The organism is Shewanella sp. 125m-1 (assembly GCF_052977065.1).
In genome coordinates this window covers 1-19,011 of the sequence record NZ_JBRILT010000069.1, presented here as the reverse complement: position 1 = coordinate 19,011, position 19,011 = coordinate 1, and the positions used below count along the sequence as shown (strand labels likewise).

The following is a 19,011-nucleotide window of genomic DNA, read 5'->3' as shown; positions in this document are numbered from 1 at the left end:
CACTGGCACTGGCACTGGCACTGGCACTGGCACTGGCACTGGCACTGGCACTGGCACTGGCACTGGCACTGGCACTGATGAAAAACTGTTACAAGTAGATAGTCAAGAACAAATTCAACAAGTTAAAGAAGATGGGATTGTTGATACGGTCAATGGACAACTTCAAGCACACGGTACAGGCAATGATTCTGTCACCTGGTCTACCGAACACTCGCAGGGTCAATATGGCGACCTCGTTGTAGATGCGAGCACAGGACAATGGCATTACCACCTAAACAATCATTCAGCCCAAACCAACGCACTATCTGAAGGTGAGCAGCATACTGAACAATTTGCCATCACAGCGACTGACAACCTAGGACACAAAGTTAATTCTGTCATCAGTGTTGAAGTTGAGGGCAGCAATGACCTTCCGACCATCTCAGGCCTGCACGCTGCTAGTCTAAATGAGATGGGCAATGTTGATACCGTTAGTGGTCAGTTACTCACAACGGATCCAGACCATGGTGATAGCCTCAGTTGGGCTGTACCTCAGTCTCTAGGCCAATATGGCCAGCTCCTAATTGATGAAAAAAGTGGTGTTTGGCAGTATCAGTTGGACAACAGCTCAGCGCATACCCTCGGCCTCCACGCCGGACAGGTGGCCAGCGAAACATTTAGAGTCACAGCAACTGATAGCTCTGGCTTACCTGTTAGCCAAATTGTGTCTATCTCTATCCACGGTACCGATGAGGTCGCCAAAATTAGCGGCGTATCCAGCGCATCGCTAACCGAAGATACCGATGTAAATGTTGGCTTTCTTCATACCGACGGCCAGCTGAGTCTGCTCGATCCCGATAGTGGGCAAAACCAATTTATTAGCGAGTCTCTGCAGGGTCAGTTTGGTAGCTTGACCTTAAATAACTTAGGTCACTGGACTTACACCGCGGATAACTCGCAAGCGGCTATTCAAGGGCTCAAATCAGGTGAGTCATTAACCGATACTCTCATTGTTCGCAGCGTCGATGGCACCGAGCAGAAGATTAGCGTCACCATTAACGGCACTGACGATAAAGCAATCATAGCAGGCACTTCCGCAGTTTCTGTAACGGAAGACAAAGACGTTCATGGTGGCCAGCTTCGCGTTGATGGCGCGCTGAGCGTGACTGATGCCGATGCGGGACAAAACCAGTTTGCAGCAACATCCTTGCAAGGTCAGTTTGGTGCTTTAACCTTAAATAACTTAGGTCACTGGACTTACACCGCGGATAACTCGCAAGCAGTCATTCAAGGGCTCAAGTCAGGTGAGTCGTTAACCGATACTCTCATTGTTCACAGCGTCGATGGCACCGAGCAGAAGATTAACGTCACCATTAACGGCACTGACGATAAAGCAATCATAGCAGGCACTTCCGCAGCTTCTGTAACGGAAGACAAAGACGTTCACGGTGGCCAGCTTCGCGTTGATGGCGCGCTGAGCGTGACTGATGCCGATGCGGGACAAAACCAGTTTGTAGCAACATCCTTGCAAGGTCAGTTTGGTGCTTTAACCATAAATAACTTAGGTCACTGGACTTACACTGCGGATAACTCACAAGCAGTCATTCAAGGGCTCAAATCGGGAGAGTCGTTAACCGATACTTTGCTAGTGCACTCAGTTGATGGCACCGAGCAGAAGATTAGCGTCACCATTAACGGCACTGACGATAAAGCAATCATAGCAGGTACTTCCGCAGCTTCTGTAACGGAAGACAAAGACGTTCACGGTGGCCAGCTTCGCGTTGATGGCGCGCTGAGCGTGACTGATGCCGATGCGGGACAAAACCAGTTTGCAGCCACATCCTTGCAAGGTCAGTTTGGTGCTTTAACCATAAATAACTTAGGTCACTGGACTTACACCGCGGATAACTCGCAAGCGGCTATTCAAGGCTTAAAAACAGGTGAGTCATTAACCGATACTCTCATTGTTCACAGCGTCGATGGCACCGAGCAGAAGATTAGCGTCACCATTAACGGCACTGACGATAAAGCAATCATAGCAGGCACTTCCACTGCTTCTGTAACGGAAGATAAAGACGTTCACGGTGGCCAGCTTCGTGTTGATGGCGCGCTGAGCGTGACTGATGCCGATGCGGGACAAAACCAGTTTGCAGCCACATCCTTGCAAGGTCAGTTTGGTGCTTTAACCTTAAATAACTTAGGTCACTGGACTTACACTGCGGATAACTCGCAAGCGGTCATTCAAGGGCTCAAGTCAGGTGAGTCGTTAACCGATACTCTCATTGTTCACAGCGTCGATGGCACCGAGCAGAAGATTAACGTCACCATTAACGGCACTGACGATAAAGCAATCATAGCAGGCACTTCCGCAGTTTCTGTAACGGAAGACAAAGACGTTCATGGTGGCCAGCTTCGCGTTGATGGCGCGCTGAGCGTGACTGATGCCGATGCGGGACAAAATCAGTTTGCAGCAACATCCTTGCAAGGTCAGTTTGGTGCTTTAACCATAAATAACTTAGGTCACTGGACTTACACCGCGGATAACTCGCAAGCGGCTATTCAAGGGCTCAAATCAGGTGAGTCATTAACCGATACTCTCATTGTTCACAGCGTCGATGGCACCGAGCAAAAAATCACAGTAACCATTAACGGCACTGACGATAAAGCGCAAATTGGTGGCGTTGATACTGGCTCGATATCCGAAAATACCGCGGGTGTCGATATGTCACCCGACCATGCCCAACCGGGAATAGCCACACTTGGCAATGCCACACTTTATGCTGATGGCAAGCTGACCATAACAGACCCCGATGTTGGCGAGTCAGGATTTGAACGCCAAGGCAGCAATGGTTACGACTACCACGGCACCTATGGAGACTTAATCTTACTCACCGATGGCACATGGCATTATCATGCTGATGCTGGGCATAGAGCCGCTATGGGTGCGAGACCCACAACTCGCGGCACCGCGATTGACCAGCTCGGCGAAGGCCAAAGCCTAACCGACACGATTACTGTTCACTCAAAAGATGGCACTTCGCACGATATCGTCATTACCATTCATGGCAGTAATGATCGTCCCTATTGCTCGTCAGAAGTGCTGCTTAATGCGGGCACTGAAGATACTCGCCAAACCATCACTGCTGCGCAACTGCTACAAAATACTGTCGATGTCGATAACAATGATGTCGGACTGCTCACCATTACCAACCTGCATGCAGATCATGGATCTATTGCGATCAATACAGACGGCAGCTTTTCATTCAGTCCTGAAAAAGATTATAACGGCCAAGTGCATTTCAATTACGACGTAAAAGATGCTCACGGTGGAATGACTCATACAGGCGCATCTACCACTTTAACCGCTATCAATGATAATCCAGATGTTGCGCCATTAACCGATAGCATCAAAGAAGGGGCAAGTCATAATCTAGACTTGCTTACAGGCGCTACAGATATTGAGGGCGATACACTTCATATCGAGCAACTGACTTACTCTATCGATGGCGCTCCAAGCACAACACAATTACCATCCGGCCTATCACTGGCTGCTGATGGTCATACCTTAATGATTGATGCGACAAACCCAGCCTATAACCACCTTGCTAGTGGTCAATCACTTAAAATTGCCGTTTCATACCTTGTCAATGATGGTCATGGCGGCCAAAGCCAGCAAACAGCAGATTTAACGATTCAAGGAACCGATGACAAAGCAGCGCTTGTATCTAATGTAATTCAACTCACCGAAAACCAAGCGCTCGATAGTGAATTTAAAACGTACAAAGGCAACCTGCAGCTACTGGATCCCGATAGCGGTGATAAAACTCAATTTGTCTTTAGCGGTAAATATTTAGGCCAAGGTTATGCGCCGGGCCATCTTGATGTTTGGCCCGATGGGTCTTATCAATTTAGGTTAGAAGGCGCTAGAAATCGCCATGCGGACGATCTCATCAGTAGTTTGCATGCTGGCGAGTCGATGGAGATACCGTACGAAGTAGAAACCAACGACGGTCAGAAGCTAACCATTATGGTGAAGGTGACTGGCGAAGATAATCAAGCAAGAATTGAAGTGGCACCCTACTCCAGCATTGATAATCATGTTTACGAAGATCACACCTCCTTCGGAAATACGACCAATCAGATATACAGCGGCGGTAATTTACATGTTATCGATCCCGACCATGACCAAGCAGGTTTTATTGCACAGAATATTACCACCCCAGAGGGCGGTCATTTCTTTATTAATGCCAGAGGTAACTGGGCTTACACCATAGACAATGACAAGTTGCAGCATTTAGGGTCGGGGGAAAGCTACCAAAAAACCTTTACCGTTGAATCTATTGACGGTAGCGCACATCAGAATATTACAGTCACAGTCCATGGCACCAATGATGCACCCGTTGTTTCAGCGCAAGTGCAGCTAAGCCAAGGAACGGAAGATACCGATATACAACTGAGCACTGCCGAGCTTATTGCCAATGCCACTGACGTTGATGACAATGATGCAGGCCAGCTAAGTATTGCTAATTTAACTGCTGACCACGGTACTATTACAGCCAACCCAAACGGTACGTTTACTTTCCATCCTGAAAAAGACTACAACGGCCAAGTCCATTTCGATTATGACGTCTTAGATGCCCACCGCGGCGTGACACACGCGTCGGCTAACACCAGCTTAGCTGCAATTAATGATGCTGCAATAATAACAGGTGACAAGTCAGGCTCGGTTACCGAAGACCACCATGTACAAGGGGATGCACTGCACACCGTATACACCACAGGCGTGCTCAATGTGTTAGATCCAGATGCAGGGCAGGATCATTTCCATTCTAGCCGTAATGTCCATGCTATAAGCGATCAATTTGGTGGTTCACTCTCAATAGGCAAAGCGGGAGATTGGACCTACTCGGTACCCAATGCCAATATCCAACATCTTGCAGAGGGGCAAACCGAAACGGTGCAATATGAGGTATTGACCCAGGGCGGAGATAAACAAATTATCAGCGTGACTATCACAGGCACCAATGATGATCCTGCACTCACGGTCGCGCAAACTACGCCAACCACAGGAACATTAACTGCAACCGATGTCGATACTCAAGATACGCACACCTTCTCAGTGGTTAGCGCTCATGGTCAATTTGGCGATCTGAGTGTCGACTCAACGACGGGAGCATACAGTTATAACCCCAATGCTTCCATTACTGGAATGAGCTACAACAGTGCCACGAATACCTACCACGGTTTAGACGTTTTTGAAGTTAAAGTAACCGATAATCATGGCGCAGAAACGTCTAAGTTCATGACCTTCGATGCCAATGGTCAAGTCACCAGCACTAGCGGAAATCAGCCCCATGTAACGGCAACAGTCCCCACCCCGCCCTTGATCACGGCAAGCGCGCCGAGTCTACCAACGGGCAGCAATACCCCACCAGCGAATGCGGTGAGCCTTGATTTATCCACGACCAGTGACAGTGGCGCTTCAAATACTGACAACTTAAGCAATGACAATACGCCCAGTATCTGCGGCACTACCGATGTTCCTTTCTCTAAGGTCACTATTTACGATGGTAATACCCCTGTTGGCCATGCACTATCTGATGCCAACGGTGATTACACTGCCAACCTTTCAAGCCTGAATGACGGCACACATAATTTATCTGCCAAAGCATTAGCACCATCATCCTTGTTACCAGTCGTTTCGCCACTACTCGATATCAAAGTGGACACCAGTACGGCTGCACCGAATGTAGACTTAGCAGCAACTTCCGATTCTGGCATATCAGATCACGATAACCTGACCAATGAACACACGCCCGTTATTACAGGTATTGCAGAAGCCAACTCAACGGTAACCATTACCGATGAGCATGGCACCATTGTCGCAACAGGAAATGCCGACGCTAGCGGGACGTACCAGCTCACGACAAGTCACTTAGCTGAAGGCGTACATTCAATATGTGTCGCAGCAACTGATGCGGCTGGTAATCAAAGCCAATCAAGCCTAACGATTGAAGTCGATTACACCGCGCCCACTATCGCGAAGGTTAATTTGAAGACTGAAGCAGACCATCAACCGACATTCAGCGGCAGTGTCAGCTTAGACACGGCGCAAGTTGATATTGTAGTGAAGCAAGGCAGTCAAATCATTGAAACCCTCCATGCCACATTAGATGGCAAAGGTGGCTACAGTGTTGATGCAAGCAACTTACCTGATGGTGATTACGTCGCCTATATTCAAGCAACTGACAATGCCGGCAACCAAACACCATCAGGTGCAGCAGGCATAGTTGATCGCTTCAGCGTCGACACTCATGCCAATGCGCCAAGCATAAGCTTTGAAACAGCAGGCAGCGATCATATCTACAATGTACAGGAGGTGGCAGCAGGAGCGGCTGGCACTGTCACAGCAACGGTTCAACTCCCCGCAGATATGGGCTCCATTGATAGCATCACGATTAACGGCAATAGCCATCAAATCAGCAACGCCGAATTTTTAGCTGGCAAAGTCGAGATAGAAGTTGCCCCCGGCGCCACAGTTACCGCAAGTGTCACCGATCACTTAGGCAATGTTTCATCAATAACCCACGAGACAGCGCCAACAGCAGATTTAACCGCTGCGGCATTAACCTTATCCCTGACTCACGATTCGGGCATTGCTGGTGATCATATAAGCAACGATGGCTCATTGACTATTACAGGCCAAGAGCAAGGTGCCAACGTCGAATATTCAATGGATAATGGTCAAACATGGAGCCAAAGCTTTACCCCAGTGTCAGGGCACAATACTGTGAGCGTGAGGCAAACTGACCCTGCGGGTAATGTATCGCCAAGCACCCAGTTCACCTTTACTTTAGACAATCAAGTCGCAGCGCCCAGTGTTGCATTACAACATGATAGCAGCGCCCATTCGTGGCAACCTGCCGATCTCATCACTAAAGATGGCCAGTTAAATATTGCCACTGAAGCAGGCGCTAAACTGGAATACTCTATCGATGGCGGACATAGCTGGACGACACAGTTCACGCCTATTGAGGGCCAAAATAATCTGCAAGTGAGGCAAACTGATATTGCCGGAAATACCTCGGCAGCCACCAGCTTTAGTTATACCTTAGATACCACGCCAGTCACTGTCACTGTTGACCCAATCTCAAAAGATAATGCACTCAATGCCGTTGAGAATAATCAACCTCTCGTGATCACAGGCACAAGCGCTAACATTGCCGCAGACGATCAGGTCTATGTGAAGTTAGATGATAATAGTGTTTATGTTGCAACCGTGAAAGCAGACGGAACTTGGCAGCTAACGCTCAACGCAGCCGAGCACCAAAGCCATATGGCCGCCGATAAAAACTATCCCATTAAGGTGGGCGCAGTTGATGTTGCCGGTAACGTAACACCAGAAATAACCACCCATTTACTGGTTGATACTCAAAACCCAATCCCTCATATCAGCGTAAATCCAGTCACCGCCGACAACATAATTAATCTCGCAGAGTCAGGACAAAGTATTAATATCAGCGGCCAAGTCAGTGGTGACTTTAATACCGGAGATGCTATTAGCTTAAGCATCAATGGCGCTACAATTAGCTCACTTACAGGCTCCGTCGATGCTCAAGGGCATTACTCTATTGCCGTTCCTGCACAGACTTTAATTAAAGCGAATATCCACAGTATTTATGCGACGGGGCAGCAACCCATTCACTCTATTGAAGCCACTGTTATCACCACAGATAGCGCCGGTAATCTCGGCAGCGCCACGACGGGCACACAAGCCTTTACCCTTGATACTCAGGCAAATGCAGCAATTCAGCTTGATCCCATCACCAGCGATAATGTTATCAACGCACAAGAGAGTGGTACCGATATTAGCGTGACAGGTCAAGTCAGTGGTGATGCACATCAAGGCGATATCGTTAGCTTAGTTGTCGGGCAACATAGCTATAACGCAACGGTTGATCATAGCGGTCACTTTAGCGTTAATATCGCTGGCGCAGAGCTAGCCTCCAACGCATCAATCACAGCAAGCGTAACCACCACAGATACAGCAGGTAATTCAGCTAGCGCCAGCCAAGTCTTGCACTATGCCACCGATACACAGGTGGGTATGCCAAGTATTACCTTTGAAAGCCCTGGCAGCGATAATGTCTACAGTAAAGCAGAAATTGCTCAAGGCCATACAGGGACAATTACCGCCACAGTGCATGCCGCAGCTGATGCCCAAGTGGGCGAACACCTTAATATTAATGGCGTCGACCATGTGCTCGATGCCAACAGTTTAGCCCACGGTATTACCCTTGAAGTGGCGCCAAGCAGTATAGTCAAAGCCATAATGACTGATGAGTACGGTAACGTTAATTCAGCACTCAATATCGCCGCTGGAGCAAAGCCAGACCCCATAGTGGTAACAGCCCCACCTGGCAGCCATCATATCGGCGCATCTTTGGGCGCACCGACGTTACTGCCAACCCAAACCCCAGTTCCAGTTGCCGAGCAAGGTTGGAAAATATTGGTTAATGGCCACTATCAAACCTCCTATACCAGCCAATGGGGCACCTTATCGATAAACCCCAAAACAGGGCAGTTGAGTTATCAAGAGCACGCCAATACCCATACAGGGCCCCATGGCTCGGCGCAAAATGTAGGCGTACATGAAGATAGGTTCGAAGTCGCGCTACAAGGTTCACACCATGATGATGTGGTGATGCATGTTCAAGTGAGCATACTAAGCCACGGGCCCGGCAACAGTGGAAAACTGACATTAGGCTCAGAAGTGCTCGATATGACGGTCACCCCGACCTTTAGCCACCCAGCATCACCTGCGACCGTAGCGAGTGATGCCCCTCAAGACGATCCTGTGATTAATGTCGTTATTGATGATCCAATGCAGGCTGATGATTTAGTGCAGGCAGATGATTTAGTACAGGCAGATAATACGCTCACTCATACTGGCGACGATTTAAGCTCTCCCCCTCAAGAGCAAGCCCCAGCAGCAGAGCAGCAAGCCCCCGCCGCCCAAGTCGAAGCGTCAGAGCCTATCGATCACTATCTACAGATGGTCGGTATGAGTCATCACGATCTCGCGCCACAAAGCGCTGCGTCATCGATGAATGATTTGCCCGAAATGCAGGTACTCACCAGCAATGAACCTGATGCCGATATGCTTGATACCAATCAAGTCGATGCGTTTGACAACCCACTGCTAGATGACGATAAGCATGATGTACACCATAACGACTTAACCACTCTTGATGATGCTATTGAACATCAAGGCGTTGATCAAGCAAACGATGATGATCTACTCCATCAAGCTTTGAACGATATGCATAATCAGCTTTAAAGATCCGATGTCACAGCAATCCGTGAACCGATAAAAGCAGTGGTCACCCTACCACTGCTTTTTTGCCTCCAACCTATTACCAAATATCACTAAAGAGGTAATTAAACACTCATGAATATTAGACCTATTGACCATAAGATTGAGCGGCATGTGCCAACTTGTCTCTATTGCGTTGGAATATAGCTTACTCAATCGGCTTTTACGGCGTATTTGTCATTAAATTCTTGGCATTAATCTTGCGATGTCCCAGTGACTATTTCCTACGGCAAGCTTTATGAGATGTAAGACAACACCCTTTGACACCCTCAACAAATATTCAGGGGAATTTAGCGGCGCCTTTGCCGACTTAGGTACCTTTCTCCCGTTAGTGCTTGGCCTTATCGCCTTAAACCATTTCTCCCCACAAGGGATCTTTATGGGCTTTGGCTTATTTGCACTATTTACCGCTTTTTATTATCGCCGCCCAATTCCAATCCAACCGATGAAAGTGATCACCGCATTAGTGATTGCCCAAGGACTCACCCCAGGTATGCTGCAAGCCAGTGGTATGTTGATGGGGATCATTTTATTAGTGCTAGCCTACAGTGGCGCAATAACTTGGATGGCAAAACAGTTATCCCCCGCCATCAGTATTGGTATTCAATTAGCCATTGGCCTGCAACTTATTTGGCTCGGCGGCCAGATGATGAGCCAAACCTGGCTGATTGGTTTTGTCGCTTTTACTGCATTATTTGCCAGCCAGTTTTTACCTATGCGTTACTTTGCGATGCCGCTAGTCTTGGTGCTGGGAATTCTCTGGCAGCTCAATAGTGGCACTGCGCCAAGCTTTAACCTTTCAGTATATTCGCCATGGCTGTTAAGCTGGCCAAGCATCGATGAATGGAGCTCTGCTGCGGGCTTACTTGTGCTGCCACAACTGGCACTGACCTTAACCAATGCTGTGATTGCCACCTCTGCGATGGCGAAAGAGAAATTCCCTGAAGATGCTAAAGATAATTTTGCACCAGAACGCTTTGCCACTAGCTCAGGCTGGGCTAATTTATTACTCGCTCCGTTTGGTGCCAGCGCCATGTGCCACGGCGCTGGCGGCCTTGCAGTGCAATACCACTTTGGCGCCCGCACCTGGTTAGCCCCTACTATTTTTGGCTCAACGTGTTTACTCATCGCCGCTTTTTGGGGCCAGGGGATTGCGTCTATTTTGTCGCTGATCCCATTGGCGATATTAGGTAGTTTGCTGGCGATAGCAGGCACACAGCTAGCTTGGTCTAAGCGCTTTATCGACGGTAAGCCTTTCTGTATTTTCGTAATTTTAGCCACTGCAGCGCTCTGCTTACTGGTCAATACCGCAGCAGGCCTAGCAACGGGTATTGTGCTGGAGATGGGCCGACGCCAATGGCATCTGTATTCCGACCTTAGGCACTAAAGTCAGTTGTTATTTGCAGCCACTCTGAACCAAAAGGACGCATAAGCGTCCTTTTGGTTATTAACCGATAAACCTAGCTAGTCGCTATAGGCTGGGTAATCGATATAACCTTCTGCTCCACCGCCAAACAGTGGGCCTTTGTTAAACTCCGCTAAGGGTAGTTGATGCTGCAACCTATAAGGCAAGTCTGGGTTGGCTATAAATGAGCGACCAAAGGCCACAAGATCGGCATAACCTTTTTCAATCACCGCGCTGGCACGCGTTACATCATAGCGCCCTGCCACAATAATGGTGCCACTAAACACTTGTCTTAGCTTGATGCGAAAACGCTCAGGGATCTGCGGAGCATCATCCCAATCAGCTTCTGAAAGGTGCACATAAGCAATCCCCATTTTGCCCAGCTCTTGGGCCGCCAGTAAAATCGTCTCAACGATTTCCGGACAGGCCATATCTTTAAAGGTAACGAACGGTGCGAGGCGAACTCCCACTTTGTCTGAGCCTATCTTTTCACTGACCGCGCTGACAATATCTAAAAGAAACTGAACCCGCTTTAGTGGTGAACCACCATATGCATCGCTCCTATGGTTGGAATTTGTGCGTAAGAACTGATCAATTAAATAACCATTACCACCGTGGATCTCTACCCCATCAAAACCCGCATCAATCGAGTTTGTAGCCGCTTGAGCAAAATCAGCAACAACACGCTCAATATCGGTTTGCCCCATCTCCCTTGGCGTCGGACAATCCACCATCTGACCATCTGGATGTGCTTCATCGACCACCCAAACCTGAGTATCTGTCGGTTTGATGGCAGAGGGGGCGATTGGCGCTTCCCCCTGTTGAAACACCGGGTGTGATACTCGACCCACATGCCATAGCTGATTAAAGATTTTGCCTCCCGCTCGATGCACAGCACTTGTGACTAATTGCCAACCGCTGATTTGCTGCTGCGTGTAAACACCAGGAGTGAACGAATAGCCTTGGCTATCAGCTGAGATCTGCGTCGCCTCACTAATGATTAAACCCGTTGATGCCCTTTGGGCATAGTAAGTGGCCATCATTTTATTCGGAGTGTTACCCGGCTGGGTTGTTCTCGAGCGCGTCATAGGTGCCATAACCATACGATTATTCAGCGATAATGATGATTTATTGTAAGGGGTGAAAAGGCTCATAATAGCTCCTGATGATGCGTAAATGTACCCAATAATTATTGCTATTTTTCATCAATAACTTGTAGCTCTATAACGAGTTTATCAAGCTTGATAAAAACCTGTAGCACTGCACTATCAGGTACCTGACGCACATTGTATTTAAGTGATAATTGGTTCAGTTGATGAGTCAACACCGGTAAATTCATATCCACGTCAAAAGCAATATGACCAAATTCACAAGTCTGTACACGCTTAGATTCGATAATGTGTACCAAGGCTTTATCACCTTGGTACAACCAAGCCCCGCCGAAGGGAAACTCCGGTCGATAGCCAACATTCAGCCCTAGGATGTCCACCAGCAAATGTTGCAGTTTGCTGTTTTCAGCAGCCACAATATTGAGATGATTAAAGCGAATTGCCATTGTGCGTCTCCAGCGTCCCATCAATGTTCTTAGTCTATCCCCGTTAACTTATTTTGATAATTAGGCTAGTATTAAAATCATTTTCAAAAAATATTTGATATGTATCATCTCAACGATCTACAACTTGCGATCCGTATTGCCGACTTACAAAGTGTATCTGCCGCAGGGCGAGAACTCGGTATGACACCTGCAGCGGCCAGTGCTGCGCTGCAACGTCTAGAAAAAAAGTTGGATTGTTTGCTATTTGCCCGCTCTACACGGCAGATGACACTCACTGAAGAGGGCCATGTTTTTATTGAAACTGGCCGAGAAGCAATACAGCTGCTCGATAGCGCAGCAGCAGTCTTAGCCGATAATCGTGGAGAACTCAAAGGTGAGCTAAAAATAGCCCTCCCCTCAGATCTTGGTCGCAACTTGGTTAGAGAGTGGTTAGATGAGTTTTGTGAACAAGCACCAGAACTAAGGTTAAGCCTATATTTCAGCGATCAAATGGCTGATTTGATCAGCCAGAATGTACATTTAGCTTTGCGTTATGGTCAGCTAGAGAACTCAAACTTAATGCGGCGCCAACTGGCGATGATGCCGCGAGTCGCCGTAGCATCTCCCGAATATCTGGCAAAATTCGGTGTTCCTTCGCATCCCAAAGAGCTGATTAATCACAAAACACTAATCCTTACCCGCGGCATAACACCTTGGCATAAATGGCTATTTAGTCATAAGGGAAAAGAGTACGAAGTAGCAGTAAAAGCAAGCAATAGCTGTAACGATGGCGCGGTAATTCAAGACTGGGCTTTAGCGGGAAAAGGGGTAGCCTACAAAAGCTGGTTTGATGTGGCTAAGGCAGTGCATCAAGGAAAATTAGTCTTACTTTTTCCTGAACACCTGGCGGTAAATACGCCACTGCAATTGGTGTACTTACAAACGAATTACCCCAGCCATAAAGTGAGAAGTGTTATCGACTTTTTAAGGCAAAAGTCGCTAACATTTGCCAAACTGTATCCGCTGCAGGGTTAATGCACTCCTAACCTTAGCAAACATTTTGCATAACAAAGCTAACAAGCTCCCTTTAACGGCAAACTGAATATCCACAGCATTTATCGCCTGAGTGACTCAAGATTTATTTTATCCAGCAGGGCATTGTTTACGTTTAAGCATATCCTGATCAGCGGCATCTAGCAGTTGCTCAATATCGATAGACTCATCTACCACACAGCTACCTATAGAGACTGTAAACCTGGGTAATTTTTCAGAGTAATCGCATTGCTCAAAGGCAGCAATAAGGCGTTGCTTCAGCTTGTCTAATCCTACGCCATTTTCTATCGCTACCAGAGCGACAAACTCATCGCCACCAAAGCGGCCAATGACATCGGCTTCACGTACCGTATAGCTTAATACCCGCGAAACCTCTTGTAGAACAGCATCGCCGACTCCGTGTCCATGTTGATCGTTAATGGCCTTAAATTGATCAATATCGAGATAGAGCAAACAGAGCAAACTATTGGTGCGTTTGGCAAGCTTAATACGTTGCTCCGCCAATATATTAAAACCACGTCGATTGTTGATGTTGCATAGTGAGTCGGTGATGGCCAATTGCTGCATCTGCGCATAGCTACCAATTAAGGCAAGATCCGACTCTAGAAGTTCTTTAAGCTGAGCGATCAATTCAATGTAAGTTTTTTGATAGTCAGTCGCTTTATAATCCATCACGCAGAACGTGCCAAACGTTGTACCACAAGGCCAAAACACCGGTACGCCAAGATAAGAGCGAAAGCCATCATTATGGACTTCAGGGTTGCTATCCCAGCAAGGATCTAACACAGCATTGTTGACGTATAATGCCTGACCCGTCTCGACTATTTTGCGGCAAAAAATGTTTACTTCTGGCTCAATGACCACACCCGAAGCGTAGGGGTTAGATTCCTGCTCACTGGAGATTGTGACTTGGAAACCTTCTTTGGTGTACTGCACTAAGAAGCCTGCTGGCGCATCGAACAACTTGGCAAGTAAATTAACCGTTTTCTGCCACTTATCTAACGAAATTAAGTCATTAGGATTGTCGAGCAAAAAAGTATCGGTCGCAAAAGCGGGGGAGTTTTTCATAGATAATTGCTACTTTCTGTATTGATGCCACTCTGCGTACAGTATAACCCTACATCAATACATTACACCGAAACTCTCCCATTTAAACCATCACTATGCCAAACAAAATCGATTTCCATTACAAAACGCTAAGCTTTACGCTATGACACCTCACGATGATCCGCCGTAGGTTTTTTTAATAACTTGCGTTGTAAAGTGCGTCGATGCATTCCCAGCTGACGAGCTGTACCAGACACATTACCGTTATTGGCATTTAGCACCTGCTGAATGTGTTCCCACTCCAAGCGTTTTGGTGATAATGGCTCTTCAGTTAAGGGCTCGCTCCCATTCTCGACTGCTGTGGCTGATAGTGCATTTAGCAAAGTTTGGGTATCAACAGGCTTAGCCAAGTAATTATCGGCTCCGAGGCGAATAGCCTCTACAGCAGTGGCGATACTGGCATAACCGGTTAGCAATACCATCACCACATTCGGTAATAGTTGCCTGATGGGTGAAATAAGCTTTAGCCCATTCTCCTGCTCTAGCTTCATATCTAACAACACGTGAGTTGGACGAAACTGCCTCGCTAATAATAAACCTTGGCTGGCATCGTGACTCTGGCGACACTCGAATCCTTGCTTAGTTAAGCGTCGAGCTAATACACTGGCTAAGGCTGTATCGTCTTCAATAATAAGCAGCTTATTTGTCATTATGCCGCTCCTTGTGTCAACATTTTCTGGCTGATAGGAAAACAAACCTCAGCAACCGTGCCGCCCTCTTTTGCGCTGCCAAGTAGTAACTGTCCACCCAAACGTTCAAAGCTTGCGTTACTCAGGAGCAATGCCATCCCCATCCCTCTTTCGCTTTCGATCAACTTACGCCCCAATTGTAATTGCATCTCTTTGGGGATCCCCGCGCCAAAATCTTTAACCGAAATACATAAACTGTCACTTTCTGTCGCTATCAGCGCCGACACAACCACCTTAGCTTCACCAATGTGAGCCAAACTTGCACTGCTGGCATTTTCGACCAACGCCAGTAGGGCTGGAAGTAAGCTGGCATCGGTTTTTATTACAACCTGATCAACAGCGATATCTGTTGGCGTTTTGAGGTACTTCAGCTCTAAAGTGATTTCAGGCATTAATAACAATACTTGCTGCTGCAGCGTGGCTAACAATTCATTGGCTGTCAACAAGCTCAGTCTCTGCTCTCGAATAGACTCTGTTGCCATTCGCAGCGAGTTGAGTGTTTGCTCGCATCGCACGATGGCGGTGTTCATCTCTTGCAATATTTCAGGCTCACTACTCTGCTCTTCCACTGCTTCATCCACCAGCAAACGTAAGCTCGCTAATGGCGTCGCTAATTGGTGCGCCATCTGCGCTGAAGCAGTCCCCAGCGCCAGTAACCTCTCTTGACGTAATTGTGCCTCGCGCATATAACCTAGCTCAACCTCCTGCTTTCGCATGCGCTGAGCAATATAGGCCACACTGGTGGTCAGTACCAATGCCGAGATCAAGAAGTTAAACCACATACCAAGGTAATGAGAGCTCATATCCATACCATGGTGTTTCATCTGACTCTCGGGCACTGAAAAAATCATCAAACTATAGGCAAAGGTCGACAAAAGTGCCAAAGCCCAGGGGGCCCACTGGGGTAAAACAACCGCGGCAATAGCAATGGGTAATAGCAGCAAAGAGATAAATGCATTCGTTGCCCCGCCTGTAAAATAAAGCCAGGAGATCCAAAACAGGGTATCGATTAGCAAGACGATGAAAAAGCCATTATCTAGACGAGCAATTGAACCTCGATGCCAAAAAGTAACACCTAGATAGAGCGCTTCTAAACTCATCCCCCAGTATAAGACTGGGCTAGTAAGAGATAAGCCAAAGGTATCGGCAGCAAAAAAGGTCAAGCCGATCTTCAATAGCAACGCTCCGAATCTCAGCAAAGCTAGCTGATCGGTGGCACCAAGATTGCGTATGAGTAAGTTTTTAAAGCGCGTATTCATCATGATGATCATTCTTTATTTTTATTGTTTTATCGATTTTTATCGTTAAGCCAGCCATTGCGTTACGCAGGCTGGCTGCTCAAAGGCAGTTGCGATTCCAACCTTAAAAGATAACGTGCTTTTACTCGCTAAACTGGCAAGTCGCTCACAGCTTAATGCGCTACACCGCTGGTGTTGAGCGTTATCTGTGGCGGGAGTCACAGGAATAAAGAGTTTGCCACTGCAATAATATACATAAGCACTCAAACATCAACGAGCATATTGACGAGCTAGCATAAGGGGTTTTCTTCCGCTAAGCACTGGTTTACTCTTGAGAAAGCTTACTTTTACTGCAGAGCGTTTTAATGCCATCAGCACACTCTCTTCCGCTCATTATTGCTGGCCCAATGCTGCGCCATTGCGATGAGCAGCACTTCACTTTATGGTTTGTTAGTAAACAACCTCTATCAAGGTTACGTTTAACGTTAATTGGCGCCGAATTTGACCGCGAGTTAAACGACTGTGAAGTCCACTGCATCCCACTTGGGAAACACGCATACCAATATCTGCTCCGTCTGTCTCAAGACCGACTATTACCAAAAGATATCGCCCTTGAGTATCGACTTTTTGATAGCGAAATAGGTGAACTATTCCATCAGATTGATGGGTTAACCTATCCCGGAGAAGAAGCATGCCGGTTTACCATCAAGCCCCAAATCGATAAGTTGATGCACGGCTCATGCCGTAACGCACACCATCATAGCAGTGACGCCTTAGTCGCCGCCGATACCCAATTACTAGAGTGTAAAGAGATTTCAGATCGCCCCGCATTACTTATGATGAGTGGAGATCAGGTATATGTTGATGATATTGCGGGGCCTATGCTCTATGCCATTGGCGAGGTTATTAAGCTGCTTGATCTGCAGCAAGAACAGTTTGTCGATGCTCCACTGCCTGACTCCAGCCATATTAGTTACCAGCCTGCCGCCATGTATCGTCGTCATACACATTTATTACCTAAAACCCAATACAAGGCTAAAACGCTCATTGCTCGTTGGTACATCAACCATCCTATTTTTACCTCATCAATCGCTGAAAACCACCTCGTCAGTCTCAATGAGTTGATGGCGCTCTACCTACTCTACTGGTCACCAGAGCTTTGGGAGCTCATTGAGATCCCAAAAGATGTTATCGGCTTAAGCAAGGTCAATAATCAAAGGTGGCAGAGAGAGTGGACCCATCTTTTAGCGTTTAAAGCAGGCTTAAAACAAGTTCGGCGCTTAATGGCACATGTGCCGACTTATATGATTTTCGATGATCACGATATCACCGATGACTGGAACCTCACAGCTAGATGGGAACTCGCCGCATACAACCATGCTTTTTCAAAACGAATAATAGGTAATGCACTGATTGCTTACACACTTTTCCAAGGGCTTGGCAATGCGCCCAAGCGTTTCGATAACGACATCACTCCAGAGTTAAATCGATTTTTTAAGCATCCCAATGCAGAGTCCCAAGATAGCCTTATCGATAAATTACTTAGCTTCGAACATTGGCATTACAGCCTACAAACCACACCTAAACTGTTAGTGCTCGATACCCGTACTCGACGCTGGCGCAGTGAGTCGAACCTAGGTAAGCCATCAGGGCTAATGGACTGGGAAGCCTTAATGGAGTTTCAAGCGGAGTTAGTCAATCAACCTAATGTCATCATAGTATCGCCAGCTCCTATGTATGGCGTAAAGCTGATTGAGACAGTACAACGAGTCGCCACGCTTTGTGGTGGGTCTTTACTGGTTGATGCTGAAAACTGGATGGCTCACCCAGGCACAGCCAATACCTTACTGAGTATCTTTCAGCACAGAAAAACACCTGAGCAGTTCATCATCTTATCGGGCGATGTGCATTACTCGTTTAGCTATGATGTACGTATTCGTTTTCGTCATGGTGGGCCACAGATTTACCAAATCACCTGCAGTGGCTTTAAGAATCAATTTCCAGAAAAGCTACTCCCCGTTTTCGACAAATTTAACGGCTGGCTATATGGTCACTTCTCGCCACTTAACTTTTTAACTAAGCGCAAGCGTATGTCCATTCGAGGCAGACGCCCCAATGGCGAGCGCAGCAAGCGTTTAGTTAATAATAGTGGTATTGGCATTGTAGAGATTGCAGCAACGGGTGCCCCCACCAAAATAGGCGTATTACATTCCGACATGAGTGAAACCGAGTTTTTACCGCCGAGGCATTAGAACCTAGGTCTTAGGAAAAGCAGGTTAGAGATCCTAGTTCCTAGGCAAAAGCAAAGCCCTAACGGCCGATAGAAGCCGAGAAAGCTAAGACGGAAAAGCCAAGACAACAAGCAAAAGAAAGAGAAGATAAAAGCGATGCCTGTTTTTAGGTCGGTATTTATGTCGCCTTTTGACTGTATAGCAGGACGAAGTCCGCTCTAGCCGCGAAGCGTCCTCGAAACGAGCATGCGAGTGCTCTAGGCTGTTCATGGCGCAAAGGTTAAATGCTGGAATTGAATGCTAGCGGGTTCTAGGTTTTAGGTCCTAGGTTCTAGGTTCTAGGTTCTAGGTTCTAGGTTCTAGGTTCTAGGTTCTAGGTTCTAGGTTCTAGGTTCTAGG

The 19,011-nt window shown here is 47.2% G+C and carries 9 protein-coding genes; 4 read left to right on the top strand and 5 right to left on the bottom strand.

What is annotated here, in order from left to right; genetic code table 11:
* Both ACVBIK_RS19930 and ACVBIK_RS19925 read left to right on the top strand, forming a co-directional pair.
* A partial coding sequence (locus tag ACVBIK_RS19930; RefSeq protein WP_447170359.1) for a VCBS domain-containing protein occupies positions 1-9,319 on the top strand: 9,319 nt, incomplete at its 5' end.
* Positions 9,320-9,593: 274 nt separating this feature from the next.
* Positions 9,594-10,742 carry a putative sulfate/molybdate transporter gene (locus tag ACVBIK_RS19925; protein ID WP_447162381.1) on the top strand — a complete coding sequence of 383 codons (1,149 nt, stop codon included), beginning with the start codon at positions 9,594-9,596 and terminating at the stop codon, positions 10,740-10,742.
* Positions 10,743-10,819: 77 nt separating this feature from the next.
* Here ACVBIK_RS19925 and ACVBIK_RS19920 read toward each other — a convergent pair whose 3' ends face one another.
* Both ACVBIK_RS19920 and ACVBIK_RS19915 read right to left on the bottom strand, forming a co-directional pair.
* The gene (locus tag ACVBIK_RS19920; protein WP_447162380.1) at positions 10,820-11,914 is read right to left on the bottom strand and encodes an alkene reductase; all 1,095 of its coding nucleotides are present in this window, start codon (positions 11,912-11,914) and stop codon (positions 10,820-10,822) included.
* Positions 11,915-11,955: 41 nt separating this feature from the next.
* Positions 11,956-12,315 carry a hypothetical protein gene (locus ACVBIK_RS19915; RefSeq protein WP_447162379.1) on the bottom strand — a complete coding sequence of 120 codons (360 nt, stop codon included), beginning with the start codon at positions 12,313-12,315 and terminating at the stop codon, positions 11,956-11,958.
* A 99-nt stretch (positions 12,316-12,414) separates the two neighbouring features.
* Here ACVBIK_RS19915 and ACVBIK_RS19910 point away from each other — a divergent pair, with 99 nt between their 5' ends.
* Positions 12,415-13,329, top strand: coding sequence for a LysR family transcriptional regulator (locus tag ACVBIK_RS19910; protein WP_447170358.1), 915 nt, complete (start codon positions 12,415-12,417; stop codon positions 13,327-13,329).
* A 108-nt stretch (positions 13,330-13,437) separates the two neighbouring features.
* On the opposite strand, the gene ACVBIK_RS19905 is transcribed toward ACVBIK_RS19910, so the two are convergent.
* From ACVBIK_RS19905 to ACVBIK_RS19895, 3 genes are all read right to left on the bottom strand, one after another.
* Complete coding sequence (locus tag ACVBIK_RS19905) at positions 13,438-14,415, bottom strand: sensor domain-containing diguanylate cyclase (protein WP_447164565.1); 978 nt, start codon at positions 14,413-14,415, stop codon at positions 13,438-13,440.
* A 140-nt stretch (positions 14,416-14,555) separates the two neighbouring features.
* Positions 14,556-15,104: a response regulator transcription factor gene (locus ACVBIK_RS19900; protein WP_447162376.1), complete on the bottom strand. Its 549-nt coding sequence runs from the start codon at positions 15,102-15,104 to the stop codon at positions 14,556-14,558.
* Positions 15,104-16,405: a sensor histidine kinase gene (locus ACVBIK_RS19895; protein ID WP_447162375.1), complete on the bottom strand. Its 1,302-nt coding sequence runs from the start codon at positions 16,403-16,405 to the stop codon at positions 15,104-15,106. The genes ACVBIK_RS19900 and ACVBIK_RS19895 overlap by 1 nt, the downstream gene beginning before the upstream one ends.
* Before the next feature lie 341 nt (positions 16,406-16,746).
* Here ACVBIK_RS19895 and ACVBIK_RS19890 point away from each other — a divergent pair, with 341 nt between their 5' ends.
* Positions 16,747-18,633 carry an alkaline phosphatase D family protein gene (locus ACVBIK_RS19890; RefSeq protein WP_447170357.1) on the top strand — a complete coding sequence of 629 codons (1,887 nt, stop codon included), beginning with the start codon at positions 16,747-16,749 and terminating at the stop codon, positions 18,631-18,633.
* Positions 18,634-19,011: the final 378 nt, after the last annotated feature.